Below are 14,924 nucleotides of genomic sequence, written 5' to 3' on the forward strand. Positions count from 1 at the left end.
TGACGGCATTCAGTTTGCTCTCTTCCTTACCATCTTCGCAGTAATATATCTGAACTTCGTATATACATTTAAGTTTAATAAGCCCGAGGGCTGGAAAATACCTCTTGACCTCTCCGCAGCTTTCCTCTTTGTTCCAAGCGCATTGTATTCAGGCTGTCAGATGATAAACTCTTTCGGCAATTGGTCATACGAGTGCTATGCCTGCGCCGCAGTTTATATAGCTATGTCTCTGGCGGTTACAGCAATGGCATATCTGGGACACAGAGAGTATACAAGATCACGCTGGGCAGTATTCGCTCATATTACAGGGCTTGTATTCACAGTCCTCCTCCTTGCCGAGCTTGCGCCGGGCGGAAAATGCTTTATCCTCTTCCTTGCACTTCTTGCGGTACTTTTCACAGCTGCAGGAGATCTCACCTTTCTCAAGGCTCCCGAAAAATGGCTGCCCGTCACAAAGGTGTCGGAGATACTGCTGAACACCATTGCCGCTATAGCTTCCGCAGGTATGCTTATGGTATACAACACCGACTGGGATATTTACTGCATTATCACGGCGGCTGTGTATATCCTCTACACCGCTGTATGGGGAATACGCTTTAATAACAGCCTGCTTAAAGCGGCAGAATGTGTCATAAGCAGCTTTGCCCTGTTCAATGCTTACTGCCTTATTGACAACAAATTTACAAACGCCCCCCTTTTCATACTCGTTGCAATGCTCTTTGCCTTGGCGCTGATACATCATTTTGCAAAGCCCATCAGAACCGTATTTTCGGATATCTTCCTGCCTGCCGCAGTAATAATTGCGGTTCTGTGCCGGACATCGGATGATAACGGCGTTTTCGGACTTCTTGGCTTCGCTCTTCTCCTCATTCTTCTGCTTATCAAATCAGCAGAAAAGGACAATTCTTTGGCAAAGATATTCGGCATACTTCTTCCCCTCCCTGTGACCGGAATGGTATTTTCCGCAGTCGGGCTGATCGATAATACTTTACCCTGCTGTTTCGAGTATGCGATAAATTCCGCTGTCCTTGCGTTCATTGCCGCAGGTATTTTGATAACGAAAAAACGCTCGGGCGCAGTATTTTACTCCTTTGCCATAACAGTCTCCGTAATGGCGCTTATGGGAACGGGAAGTGCATCTATGGGAATACAGCTTCTTATCCTTGCTGTAACGATTACGCTTACTGTGCTTTTCGGAAAATCGGCAAATAATCTGCCCTCACTTCTCACAATGACAGGCTCGGCGCTTGCGGTGGGAAATCTTGCTAATATGGCAGAGTCTTTGGACAGTAATGCCATACATATCCTGGCGGCAGTTATGTTTGCGGCGGCTTGTCTTATCGCTTCAAGAATGTTCTTCCCGAAAAAGCTTTTTGAAAAGGAAGAAGGAAGCTTCCGCCTTGACACCTGCTGTTTAGGCTTGATACTCAGTATCCCGATGCTTGACGGATTAAGCGGCAATGCAAGTGTATTCGCTGTGCTGACCCTCCTTGCCCTGTTTATCGCAAACCTTGCAAGGAAAGATCATCACGATGACTTAAACAAGGCATTTCTCACCGTAGGCTATGGTCTCTTCACCATTGCCCTTATAAACAGACCTTTTCTTAACGTAAGCGACCCTCTTTTCTCCTTCAAAATAACTCTCGGACTTATCTGCATATTCGGCTTTGTGTTCTCAAAGATCTGGAAAAAGTATCCGAAGCTTTCGGAAAACTTCTCCACCGCAGTCTACGGCATTTCTTTTATGTGCCTTATAATAGAGGCTCTTTCCCGTCAGAACCTGTTTAACACCCTTATCGTTCTTGGCGTATCCCTGGTAATTCTCCTCTATTCCTTTATCAGAAAGAAAAAGCGCTGGTTCGCTGTTTCATCTGTAGCGCTCACGGGACTTACCCTCTATATTTTCAGGGATTTCTTCCGAATGATCGACTGGTGGGTGTATCTGCTGGTGGTGGGACTTCTGCTTATCGCCGTTGCCTCCGCAAATGAATACTTCATCAAAAAGGGCAGAGAGCTTAAAGAAAAGGCTGGAAGATTTTTCGAGGACTGGAAATGGTAACTTGATTTTCGGGCGGATATGATATATAATTAAACTGACACGAATAAATTTATCTGAAAGGAATCTGCGTAAAATGAGCGAAGGTATGCTCTGCACCCTTACAGCAATGCTCCTTGCGGCGCTTGCCCTCATATGCACATCTATGATATGGCTTATGGTAAAGGGCAGCCGCAGCAGGGTGACATTCAGCTTTGTGGGCTGTCAATGCTCCCTGCTGCTGTGGATAATATCACAGCTTATAATAATTTTCTCCGAAAGCGAAAGGCAGCTGCTTATCGGCTACGACATCGGCAATCTGGGAATAAGCTTCATTGGCAGCTGCTGGCTGCTGTTTGCGGTGAGCTATATGGACAGGGAGCTTTCAAAGCCGCTTCTGTACGGCACTTTGGGATTTTCCTCTCTCATCTTCCTCGCCGCTGCCACAAATCCCATTCACAGGCTTTATTATACCGAATTTGGGGTGGGCGGCATAATTCACGGGCCGCTGTTCTTTATAAGCCAGATATACATATATCTGTCAATGCTCTGCGGCATCGCACTTATTTGCAGGCAATGCTTCGAGAACAAGCAGCGTTCAAGAGGTCAGGCGGTACTTCTTACCCTTGCCACAAGCATACCCCTGTGCATAAATCTGCTGACCCTTGTAAATGTGATAACCCTTGATTTTGCCCTAACTCCCCTGTCTCTGGCGCTGTCGGGTCTCCTCGTCCTGATTGCCACCTATCGCTACGGCTTTCTGAATGTAAACGACGTTGCCTTTGAGGACGCATTCAATACCATTGAGGAGGGCGTGATAGTTTTCAGCCGTCGGGGCAGGATAACCTATCTCAGCCGTGCGGCAAAGCGTATGCTTGATATCTCGGAAAAGACCGACCTTAACTCATTCATAAGCTATATATCGGAGCTTTCGGAAAGAACTCTTACAGAGGATTTTGACTATGCCGAAATTGAGAAGGACGGACTTCATCTGGGAATAAAGCATTATCATTGCCGTGACGACAAGGGCATTGCCGTTGCTCAGCTTGTGATAGTTTCGGACATATCAAGATACTATCAGCTTATCGAAAAAACCGACGAGCTTGCGGGAGCAAGGCAGAAGCTTGCCATTGAACGTGAACGAAACAGGATAGCCCAGGAGGTACACGACACCGCAGGACACACATTTACAATGATAAGCTCCCTCGCAAAGCTTTCAAAGGTGCGGCTGTCAGAAATGCCTGAAACTCCGCAGCTTATGGAGCTGAATGGCTTTATGGACGAGACCGAATTCCTTGCAAGGGGCGGTCTTACACAGCTTCGCTGCTCCATAAACAATCTTCGTGACGACAGCTTTATGACCACCGTGACAGCCGCTGTAAAGACTGTGACCGACGCTGTAAGGGATATTAAGACAGAGCTTTGCATACAGGGAAACGAGGACAGCAGATATGCCTTCTGCGTGCAGAACATCTACAGCAGCTTTCGGGAACTTATCACAAACAGCGTGAGATACTCGGGGGCAGACAGGATAGACGTTATCGTAAAATTTCTTGACACGTCTCTGGAGCTTTATGTATTCGACAACGGCAAAGGCTGCAAAGAAATAACCGCACATAACGGACTGAGAGGCATTTCGGAAAGGACAGAAGAACTGGGCGGAACTGCTCTGTTCAAATCGGGCGAGGGTATAGGCTTTTCTGCGGTAATAAAAATACCCGTTCCACAGGATCAGGAAGGAGAACAGCTATGATAAAGGTACTTATAGCCGATGATGTTGAGATACTCAGACGTGGACTTGAAGCCGTTTTGTCCCTTGACAGCGAGATAAATGTTGTGGGACAGGCAGGAAACGGAAAGGAAGCACTTGAAATGTGCATAAAGCGCTCTCCCGATGTTGTGCTTATGGATATGCGTATGCCGGGATATGACGGCGAATACGGCACCAGACAGATAAAGGCACATTTTCCCGACATAAAGGTGCTTGTCCTCACCACCTTTGACGACAGCGAGACGGTGCAGAAAGCCATTGCCTGCGGAGCGGACGGATATATTCTAAAGGAAATGGAGAACGAGAAGATAATAAACGCCGTAAAGACTGTTTACGGCGGCATAAATGTATTCGGTGCCAGCGTTTTTTCCTCCATAAAGCAGACTATGCCCGTTGTGCAGCCTTCATCGGCAGGCTTTGAGCTTTCCGAAAGGGACAGAGAGCTTATGGCGCTCATCTGCGACGGCTGCGACAACAAAGAAATTGCGGCAAAGCTTTTCCTTGCGGAGGGTACGGTAAGAAACAATATCTCGAAGCTGCTTGAAAAGCTGGGGCTTAAAGACCGTACTCAGCTTGCGGTATTTGCGGTTAAAAATAATCTTGTTTAATACTGATTTCTGATAAGCCTCCATTATATCAATGGGGGCAATTTGCTGCCCGGACTCCACGGAAGTTCAAATCTGACGCCGAATTTTCGGTACAAGATACGCCCTGCTGTCTGATTTTCCTCCAAGATCCTCTTTATTGTCCACACAGATCCCATCAAATTGTCCACTCAAATTCCATCAAAACTATTGACTTTTTCCCAATACAATGTTAAAATGTTAATAAGGCATAATATTTCGGCAAAATTCCGGAAATTATCATAAAAATCGTCCAAAAAGGACAGGGGGAATAGTGTTGAAAAGTATCAAAACGAAAATACTTGCCGCTATGATGGGGATAGGCCTGTTTTCTTCAATTATTATAGGCAAAGCAGGTGCAGAACTGAATTATTTTTCGGCAGAGAGCATCCTCGACAAATCTATGGCGGAAACGGCAAAGCTTGCAGCTTCCCGTGTTCAGACAGAAATAGAAAGCTATAAGGCAATTGCGTCCGAGATCGGCTGTATAAGCAGTCTGACAGATCCCGGCACGGCTGAGTCCGAATGCGCTGAAGTCGCTGCGGAACGAACTGCCAAATACGGACTGGAGCTCTGCGGCATACTTGATATGACCGGCAAAGATATGGTAAACGGAACAGACTGCTCAGGCGAAGAATTTTTCAAGGTATCATCGGGCGGAAATGAATACTGCTCTGATTTTATGACTGAAAGCATATTCGGGGTGGAAAATGCTGTTGTGATCTCCGCACCTCTCTGGGAAAACGGCATAAACGGCAGCAAGGTATCGGGCGTGGTATATATGATACCCCATAACACATTCCTTAACGATATCGTCAGCAACATAAACGTGGGAGAAGGCGGAACGGCATATCTTCTCTCGTCAGACGGACTGACCATTGCATTCAACGACCCTGAAGTCGTCGGCAAGGAAAATGCACAGGAAGCAGCAAAAACAGACCCATCTTACCAAAAGCTTGCAGAGGTAGAGGCAAAAATGTGTGCAGGCGAAACAGGCTCCGACCAGTATGAATACAACGGAAACCTTGAGCTTGTAGCTTATGCGCCTGTTGCAGGAACTCCCGGCTGGAGCATAGGAGTTAATGTGGTCCGTGACGAATTTATGGACGGGACCTATACCTCCATTGTAATAAGCGTGGTTATTACGGTCGTTACCTGTATAATTGCCGCTGTTATAGCTCTGATATTTGCAAATAAGCTTGCAAATCCTATCGTTCTCTGCTCCGAACGCATCGTCAAGCTTTCAAAGGGCGACCTTACCAGCGAAGTTCCTGCTGTGACCTCCCGTGACGAAACCAAGAAGCTTGCTGACGCTACATCTACAGTTGTTTCCCAGCTTAACAGCATTTTCAAGGACATTGAAAGAATTCTTGAGGAAATTTCCAAAGGCAATCTTGCGGTCAATTCCCGTGAAAATCAGCAGTTCTATGTTGGGGACTACAAACAGCTTATCGAGTATATAGAGCTTATCAAGAACAGGCTTTCAAACACAATGCATCAGATCAACACCGCCGGAGAGCAGGTCTCTGCAGGCTCAGACCAGGTCTCATCAGGTGCACAGTGTCTCTCTCAGGGAGCTACAGAGCAGGCGTCCTCTATTGAGGAACTTGCTGCTACAATTGAAGTTATCGCCAATCAGATAAAGGACAATGCTTCTCAGGCAGAAAATGCAAGCAATAAGACAAATGCCGCAGGAGGAGTTATGCAGGAAGCTATTTCTTGTATGAACGATCTCGTTTCCGCAATGAACGATATCCGTCGATCTTCCGATGAAACAAAGAAGATAATAAAGACCATAGAGGATATTGCATTCCAGACAAATATTCTTTCTCTTAACGCCGCAGTTGAGGCAGCAAGAGCAGGTGAGGCAGGAAAGGGCTTTGCCGTTGTGGCAGATGAGGTAAGAAATCTTGCAGGCAAATCCGCCGAGGCTGCACAGAACACTACTGCACTTATTGAGAGCACCGTTGCAACTATTCAGAAGGGCACTTCTCTTGTTGACGAGGTCGCTGATAAGATGACTTCCGTAGCCGCTGCAGCAAGTGCTGTTGCGGATATTAACGAACAGATCTCAGAGGCGTCACGCAATACAGCCGATTCGATCACCCAGATAACGATAGGCGTTGAACAGATATCCCAGGTAGTCCAGTCAAACTCTGCTACAGCCGAGGAGTCCGCAGCAGCGTCCGAGGAGCTTTCAGGTCAGGCAAATATGCTTAAAGACCTTATTTCTCAGTTTAAATTTAACACAAAGAACAGTTGATCTTGCGGTTATACTTCAAAAACGGATATGCAGTTTTCATATTATACAAAGCAGCGGGGGTGCATTTGCAGCCCCGCTGCTTTGCTGCTTGAAAGCTCAAATTCTCTTTCACTATGAAAAAAGCATACTATACACGGATAAAATCGGCAGCTTTTCCCTCGGTCTCAAAAATGATGATCGTATTCTTTCCCTTTTTGAGCAGAGGCGCAGGAAGATAAAGCTGCCGCTGAGGTCCAATATCCCAGAAACGTCCCAGATTAAAACCGTTTATAAACACACAGCCCTTTCCGAAGCCGTCAAAGTCAACAAATGTATCACAAAGCTCATCAGCTTCAAATTCAAATCTGTAAAATGCGGGAACGCCCTCGGAATAACCCTCGTCAAAGCCTATTTTTCCTATCTGCTCCTCATCGAGAGGAAGCGGAAATATATCAAAACCGAACTGTCTGTGATCATTTACCTTAACGCCTCCCGAAATACCTTTCCGCTGATCTTCCAGACCCGTGCCGAAATTTTCACGGCCTGTATTTTCGCAGAGCAGACTGATAATCCCGCCCGTGCGCTTTTCGTTTGGCTCAAATTTTTCGTACATATTTTCCGCAAAAGCAGTATAAACATATTCTCCGTTGTGATAGCACTGAACTCTGTCGGCGGCGTTTTCAAGGCAAAGCTCATTGACCGTCTCGCCGTCCTTGATTTTGGTTCGGTATAAGATATATCCGTAGTTCTGTCCGATGTCCTCCATAGTAAGAGGATAAACCGAACGGACCGGCTCGGCAATTTTTTCAAGCACGGAAAACAATCCTGTCCTTCCTGTGCAGGATATCATTCCGTAGGAGCTCCGCCTGATATCCGTGGTAAGCGGTATAGTTCTTATATCGGCGTATTTTCCGATAACATCTCTGAACGCCTTGTATTTTTCGGTGAGCTGTCCATCCTCGGTGAGAGGGGCGTCATAATCGTAGGAAGTCACGTCTCCTGTTTTGCTTCCGCTGTTTCGTCCGTTCATAAAGCCGAAGTTTGTGCCGCCCTCGAACATATAGAAATTTACGCTGCCACGTTTTAAAATTTCCTCCAGCTCTTCTGCCGCCTTTTCCGGAGACGTTGTGTGATGCTCCTCGCCCCAGGCGTCAAACCAGCCGTTCCAGAATTCCATACACATAAGCGGCTTGTCCTCTCCGATGAATTTTTTCATCTGACCAAACTGCCACTCTGCCGCTGAGCCGAAATTTCCCGTAGGCAGCGCACCGACTGCCATTCCCGATTTAAATATCTCCTCGCTCCAGGGTCCGTCGGAGGTGACAAAGGGAACCGTTATGCCAAGTTCTCTCATTGTATCACGAAGAAATTCAAGATACGCCGTATCATTTCCGTAATAGCCGTACTCGTTCTCAAGCTGCATTAAAATTATATTGCCGCCCCTGTCGATCTGATAAGGAGCAAGCTTCGGGATAAGAACGCTGTAATAATCCTTTACAGCATTTAGATAAGGCTCATAGCTGCACCTGAGGCGCATATTTTTATCCTTTAACAGCCACGCAGGCAGACCGCCGAATTCCCATTCCGAGCAGATATACGGCGAAGGACGTATTATCATATACAGCCCGAGATCATTTGCCAGCCTGATAAACCGCTCAATATCCCTCATACCGTCAAAGCGGAATTCTCCCCTGTTTGTCTCGTGAAAATTCCAGGGAATATAGGTCTCAACGGTGTTGCAGCCCATATTTACAAGCTTTTCAAGCCTGTCCTGCCAGTATTCGGGAACAGTCCTGAAATAGTGAAACGAACCCGAAATTATTTTAAACGGCTCACCGTTCAGATAGAATTTGTCTTTGATCTCAAACATATCAACACCTCAGTATTCAATAACATCAACCGCAAATCTTCCGCTTGTCACAATTACTTTAACGCTGTGGCTGCCCTGCGGAACATCTGCCGAAAAAAAGCACTGACGAGCCTTCACACCCTCTGTCTCAGCCGATCGAAGCAGTTCTCCGTCAAGATAAACGTCAAATCCGCAGGCAGGCGTCTTTCCGATAAGTGCGAAATGGTCTCCGTTAAAGCTGAATCCCATACTTTTTTCGGCGGTATCTTCCTCGGTAATGTCCGCTTTGGAACGGGTGCGGTTAAAGTGAATGTAATCATCGGGAACGTTCCTGTCCCATTCACCATTATAGACCACAGACGGGTCGTGGTCGTCAACTCTTGTAATTGTCGGCTTGAAACCGTCCACGGGAGATATTTTCAGATCGTCGAAAATATTGTTGTAAAGTCCGCTGCCGATCGAAACACGCCCCGAATGTGCATATCCCGACTCATCGTCATATGAAGCAATTTCCGAACCGTCCAGCTCTGCGGAAATATGATTTCCCGAAGCTGTGATCTTAACGGTATGCCATACCGACGGGTCAAAGCCTTGAGTATTTCCTTTCTGCACAGCTTCTGCGTTCTTTTTCAGCTCGTAATATCCGCTTGGATAAACTCTCAGGCTGTATCCGTTTTCCGCAGACCAGGAGTCAAGCTCGGCTGTTAGATAGCGAACTCCAAAAGAAACATAATTGTCAGAAGAATTATCTGCAAGCTTGAAGCTGATCTCTGCGGAATAATTTGCCCAGCGGTCGTCGCCCAGAGATGTTATAGGATTTGGAGTTTGTCTGTAACGCCAGTCGGTGGGCTTGCAGTCTGAGTTGATGATCTGCATAAGCACCTTGTTTCCGTCGGTCTCTGCGACCTCAAATGCTCCGCCCTGATCGGTGGTGTAAAGAGGATCATTGCCTCTTGCAGCGAGAAATTCATCGGAATACTCAAAATCATCGGAATAATTTATGTCAAGAGGCACGTCCTCATATCTGCATTTGTAAACAGAAGTATCTGCGGTCTTGTCAAGAGTGGTGACTGTAACTATGGAATATGGCTTTACTTCAACGGAATATTCATATTTTCCGTCTGATTTGACGGGACGGAATGTGCCGATATTCTTAAAATAATTATCATCATAATCCTGACCCTCGTCGTGACCTCTTGTTTCCCAAATTGTAATGGGTGTATCAGCCATCTCCATATTTTCAAGAGTAAATATATAATTGCGCTGTTCATCGCTGTCGTTGCAGATTATGATGGAGTAATCCCCCGTCTCCGTATCGGTAACTGTCATATAGTTGTCAGTCGTCTCGGAAATAGCGTGGTTTTCCTTGCCGTCGCCGTAGCAGGCGCTGTCAATAAATCTCCAGCCGTTTTTTATAAAATGGGTAAAATGCGCCGAAGTCCATATTCCGCTGTCCGCTTCATAACAGCCGCTCCAGGGAGTCTGTGCATTGATAAGCGATTTCGGGAAAAATTTTGCTCCGGAATAATACGCCGCAACAGCAGGCTGATACTCATACATTGTCATTCTGCCGTTGTAATATCCGTTGATAATGCGGTTGCACACGTCCAGAGCGCCGTTAGTACCATTTATGCCGCTGCCGCTGCTTTGAACGGCGAGCTTTGCGATATTAGTGGAGGAGATACCCTCGGTGTACCATATTTCTTTGCCGTAGGTTTTATTGAGTATCTTTGCATTGCCGCTTGCGTGGGTGTTGTAATGCTCACCGAGAATGTCTACAGCGTTTCGCAGCTCCTCGTTTTTCATCATCTCATCTGCGATTTTCCAGGAGCCGACCTCGTCGGAAGCTACTATCTTTATTTTGCTGTAGTCATAACGCTCATCGGTTTCATTTTTCAGCCTGTCGGAGAAATAAATTATCCAGTCCGTGTCGATCTGTTCAGGTTCGTTGCCGTCGGCGCTTATGTGGGTGAATTTAATTCCGTATGTATCATATGCTCCGTCAATAGCCGCCTTGTACCACTTATATCGTGCTTTAAAGCCTGCCTCACAGGACTCCGAAAATGCGTCTGTGACCCATTTAGGCTCGCCCCAGCGCAGCAGGTCAACAGTAATGTCCGGATTTATGGAAAGAGCGTCAGCGGCAAACATAAATCCTGCGCCCCTTGTAACGTCCGCCTTTTCATCTGCATAGCGCATTATTGACGGCTCCGTTCCCGACGAAGAATTAACGTCCGTGCCGAACTCTATCTTAACGTGTGAAAGCCCTGCGCCAAGACCCGGCTTGAAAAGCAGATCCATTATCTCCCAATAGGCGTCGGGGTTCTGGGTCTTATAGTCCATCAGCAAGCGTGAAGAATTATTACCCGTGACAACGCCAAGCCCACGCCATACCGTGCCCTCGTCCGTATTTACCGTGTTTCCGTCAATAGTGACAGCCTTATATGACGAGTTTACATCTGCAAGAGGTATCTCTTTCGGTGCTTCCGTTTCGGTCATCTGCATCTCGTTTTCCTCCGTTTTGATATCGTTCGTATCTCCATTGCATCCTGTAAATACACAGGACAGCATAGCCGTGCAAATTACAGCTGATATAAATTTTCTGATATTCATATGCTCTTCTCCTTAAAAGGTCTTTATCATTATTTTAACCGATTTCAGGAGATAGTTCATTATATTATCTGCTTATTATTATATAAAATCTGCTGTTTTTCTGTTGCAGTTTACAGCGATATGCGGTATAATGATAGAGGGTGATAAAATGGCAGTGATCGAACACGCAGGATATTACGAAAATCCATTGCATAAAGTAAGCCACACGCATACGTCCTGTGAAATTATGCACATCGTCAGCGGACAGATATGTCTTGCTGCGGGAGATGAAACGGCAGCACTTTCAGACGGAGATTCAGTCCTTATAAAAAGCAGGCAGCGCCACGACGTGACCGTAAACAGGGATAAAGAATATAAGCGGTATATTACGGTAATAAATCCCTGGGAGATAAAAAAACTGCTTACCCGTCCCGAGCTTTTTTCAATGCTTACGGATACAAGCAAGAGCGGAATTATTGTGATAAAAAACAAGCCTGATATCCGTCCCGGCTTTGAAAAAATGACTGATATATTTTCAGGCGGCGGAAATATCTATTCGGAGCTTAGTGCGGCACTTGCGATAGTATCCGAATTTTTGGATATCGTCAGACCGGGAGGCGAAAAAGCTCCCGAACGTGCGGGCAGGGTGCTTTCGGAAAAGGTGCGTGAATACATCGAGCAGAATTATGCGGACAATATAAAAATTGCGGATATAGCCGCCGAGAATTTTATCAGCGAGGGATATCTTGCCCACGTGTTCAAGGCAGAAACAGGAATGTCTCCCCGTGAATATCTTACGTATATACGCTGTACGAGAGCCTGTGAGCTTATCCGTTACACGGCAATGAAATTTTCCGATATTGCCGACGTTACGGGATTTTGCTGTGCAAACGATATGAGCAGAAAGATACGTGAATATTATGGCCTTTCACCCACCGAAATACGTTTTGCTTCTCCCTGACATACGCCGTCGCCGCACGGCATATTTGCTTATATCACCGCTTTACATAATATCAAACAGCGGAGCTGCATCTGTGCGGCTCCGCTGTTTGCGATCATATATTATGCCCTCGACAGACTGAAACGCCTGAATATTCGGACGCTTTTTGTTTTACTGCAAAAGCCCGTGAGTAAATTCGCTCCAGGAATACTGCATCATATATTCGCCTCTGTAAGCGTTGATACCCGCAGCCACGCCGCTTTGCCAATCATAATAATCGCACTCCACCTTATCCTTGTCAATGCCCATAGCTCCCCTGCGCTGTATTATCACGTCCCCGAAGCCTGCATTTTTCAGTACCGATATAAGATCTCTGCGAATGCTCTTTAAATAGGTCTGTTTGCCGCTTTGCTCCTCCTCCGTTTCCCACAGTACCGAGATTATCTCGTTGTTTGTGCACATTGCGCCGTTTCTGTCCACAAGATATGCGAGCAGCTCTTTGGTCTTGCTGTACTTGAATTCAAGAGGCTTATCCCCCGAAAAAACATCAAAATTGCCAAAGCATTGTATCCGCAGCTTTCCGTCTGCAGCAGCAGGATCACAGTAGCGGAGATTATCAAGCTCATCACGGACTTTTTCGGCAGTTATAGGCTTCATTATGTAACCGCTTACCCTCATTTCTATTGCTTCCAGAGCATATTCATCATAGCCTGTGGAAAAAATTATGTTTATTTCAGGGCCCTCCAGCTTCAGCGCCTTGGCAAGAGCGATACCGTTTATGCCTCCCATATTGATATCAAGAAAAGCAGCCTCGCATTTGTTTTCGGAAGCATATTCAAGAGCAGCTGTACTTTTGTCAAAAACTGCCACTTCCGCCGACGGCTCAGCTTCCCGTATAGCTCTTTCCAGCACATCAAGCGCTATTTCCTCATCTTCCACAGCAATTATTCTCATAATGCTCTTTCCTCCGTTATAAAATTCTGTTTTTTCTGTCCGCCCGAGTTCTCCTTAGGGAGACGTATCACGGCATCAGTGCCCTTGCCGATCTCGCTTGATATCTGAAGCGTCGCCCCGCACATTTTCCAAAGCCTGTTTCTCACGTTTTCAATTCCCAGATGGGTTTTGCCGTCGTTTGGCGGTGTGTTGACATCAAAACTAATGCCGTTGTCCGAGACCTCTATTTCATAGCAGTCAGAAAGTTCCCTTGAAGAGATTTTCACCGTACCTCCGTTTTCGGTTTTGCATATGCCGTGCTTTACAGCGTTTTCAACCAGCGGCTGAACGGTCAATGACGGTATCATAAAGTCTTACGTCTGTATGTCCCACACAATATCGAGCTTGTTCTTAAATCTCATTTGTTCAAGAGACAGATATGCTTTCAGATGCCTTAGCTCCGCTTCAAAGAGCACGGGACATTTCCTTGTCAGCGAATCCATATTTCCCCTGAGATAATCCGCAAAATCGTTCACAGCCTTTTTAGCGGCGGAAGGCTCTTTTTCGCAAAGCCCGTATATGGTATTAAGAGAATTGTGCAGAAAATGGGGCTGTATCTGGCTGAGCATTATTGAGATACGGTTTTCGGCAAGCTCCGATCTCAGGTGTTCGGCTTCTCTTGCAGCATTGTAATTTGCAGGGATAACCATAATTATTCTGACAAGGTGAATAAGGAACAATATCAGAAAAACGGCCTTCGAACATATTCCAGCATAAGATGAGCCTGCAATGAAGCATATCATATCCGCAAACGCTGCGATAATAAGTGCAAAATTAGAAACTATAGTCAGGCGGTCTGTGCATTTTCCGCTTATACATTCGCAAATGCAGCAGCCAAGGAGCACAGCATAAATAACAGCGTGCGCCGCAAGCCAATATATCATCGTGTCATATATCACTCTGATTCCGAGCAGCGACAATACCGCAAACAATGCATTGACTGCTCCCGAAGCGAAAACTGCCGCCCGAGCCGTATTCTTCGCTTTGGAATTTATATTTTCTGCAATGCACGCCGCCGCAGAAGTACCTGCAAGCATAATGCATATCTGCAGGGCGTATGTATTGAATGCGTCAAGCCAGCTCAGAAGCGGAAAATCGATCGTATCAATAATAAAATATCCCCCGAAAAAAAAGGCAAGAGCACCCAGATTTCCGACAGCTGCACCGCCGTCAATATGCATAAGCCCGAAAAAGAAAGCCGCAGCCAGAAGCATTATTGCCGCAACCATCACAGATATGCCGATCATCCTGCTTAGCTGTCCCGTTTTAAGCATATAGCTGCTGAAAACGTTCTCCGATCCGCCGTAAATTGAGCTGAGCAGCTCGCTGTAAGCATTTTCATTTCCGAATTTGTGAGGATTTGTAAGGTGTATCTCCATAATGTCACTGTCGGATATTTCCGGGGTTATCCAATGCACCCAAACTCTGCCGCAGGTAGAGCAGTTCAGTCCTATTTCATTTCTGCTGTCATACAAATACTGCTCACCGTTTACAAAAATTTCCATAGTAATATGATCCAGATAATAATTCAGATGTATTCCCTCCGGAAGGCCGTTTCCGAAGCCGCCTCTCAGAATAACGCTGCTGTTCCTGCCGGAAATATACGTACTGTCGGAAAGTTCATTCCACGTTTCTCCCCCGTCAAGGCTGTATTCGCCTTGAAATTCTTGCGGGATAAAAATAGCCTGAGTTGCCTGATTGCTCCCGAAACAGGCAGCCAGAAGCGCTGCTGCCATTAAAATTATCGCCATTATTCGACAAAAAAGATCACAGGAAAATTTCTTCAAAATATCATCTCCGAAAATGAGTGTTTAATTTATATTATCATAAACTCATTTATTTTTCAAGATAATATTTCAGAATTTTCCTGCGACCTTAT

At 46.0% G+C, this 14,924-nt stretch carries 10 protein-coding genes; 5 read left to right on the forward strand and 5 right to left on the reverse strand.

What is annotated here, in order from left to right:
* The 4 genes from ACR0QN_RS10800 to ACR0QN_RS10815 form a co-directional block, all read left to right on the forward strand.
* The coding region (locus tag ACR0QN_RS10800) for a hypothetical protein (RefSeq protein WP_432651227.1) at positions 1-2,059 on the forward strand (2,059 nt) is incomplete at its 5' end.
* Between the two features lie 73 nt (positions 2,060-2,132).
* Entirely contained in the window at positions 2,133-3,788 is a 1,656-nt protein-coding gene (locus ACR0QN_RS10805) for a histidine kinase N-terminal 7TM domain-containing protein (protein WP_432651228.1), read from the forward strand.
* Positions 3,785-4,414, forward strand: coding sequence for a response regulator (locus ACR0QN_RS10810; protein WP_432651229.1), 630 nt, complete (start codon positions 3,785-3,787; stop codon positions 4,412-4,414). Before ACR0QN_RS10805 ends, ACR0QN_RS10810 begins: the two co-directional genes overlap by 4 nt.
* 292 nt (positions 4,415-4,706) lie before the next feature.
* A complete protein-coding gene (locus tag ACR0QN_RS10815) occupies positions 4,707-6,692 on the forward strand; it encodes a methyl-accepting chemotaxis protein (protein ID WP_432651230.1) in 1,986 nt (661 codons plus the stop codon).
* 127 nt (positions 6,693-6,819) lie between these two features.
* Here the strand turns inward: ACR0QN_RS10815 and ACR0QN_RS10820 are convergent, their stop codons facing one another.
* Positions 6,820-8,541, reverse strand: coding sequence for a glycoside hydrolase family 35 protein (locus ACR0QN_RS10820; RefSeq protein WP_432651231.1), 1,722 nt, complete (start codon positions 8,539-8,541; stop codon positions 6,820-6,822).
* A 9-nt stretch (positions 8,542-8,550) separates the two neighbouring features.
* Positions 8,551-11,025, reverse strand: coding sequence for a glycosyl hydrolase family 59 (locus tag ACR0QN_RS10825; RefSeq protein ID WP_432651232.1), 2,475 nt, complete (start codon positions 11,023-11,025; stop codon positions 8,551-8,553).
* A 256-nt stretch (positions 11,026-11,281) separates the two neighbouring features.
* Here ACR0QN_RS10825 and ACR0QN_RS10830 point away from each other — a divergent pair, with 256 nt between their 5' ends.
* Positions 11,282-12,073, forward strand: coding sequence for a helix-turn-helix domain-containing protein (locus ACR0QN_RS10830; RefSeq protein ID WP_432651233.1), 792 nt, complete (start codon positions 11,282-11,284; stop codon positions 12,071-12,073).
* Positions 12,074-12,223: 150 nt separating this feature from the next.
* Here ACR0QN_RS10830 and ACR0QN_RS10835 read toward each other — a convergent pair whose 3' ends face one another.
* Genes ACR0QN_RS10835 through ACR0QN_RS10845 form a run of 3 tightly spaced genes read right to left on the reverse strand, consistent with a single transcriptional unit; the run spans position 12,224 to position 14,781 of the window.
* Positions 12,224-13,006 (reverse strand): response regulator, encoded by a 783-nt coding sequence (locus tag ACR0QN_RS10835; RefSeq protein ID WP_432651234.1) that lies wholly within the window; start codon positions 13,004-13,006, stop codon positions 12,224-12,226.
* A complete protein-coding gene (locus ACR0QN_RS10840) occupies positions 13,003-13,353 on the reverse strand; it encodes an ATP-binding protein (protein WP_432651235.1) in 351 nt (116 codons plus the stop codon). The genes ACR0QN_RS10835 and ACR0QN_RS10840 overlap by 4 nt, the downstream gene beginning before the upstream one ends.
* 6 nt (positions 13,354-13,359) lie before the next feature.
* Entirely contained in the window at positions 13,360-14,781 is a 1,422-nt protein-coding gene (locus ACR0QN_RS10845; protein WP_432651236.1) for a histidine kinase, read from the reverse strand.
* Positions 14,782-14,924: the final 143 nt, after the last annotated feature.

Source organism: Huintestinicola sp. (genome assembly GCF_050874005.1).
Taxonomy (GTDB): Bacteria; Bacillota; Clostridia; order Oscillospirales; family Ruminococcaceae; genus Huintestinicola.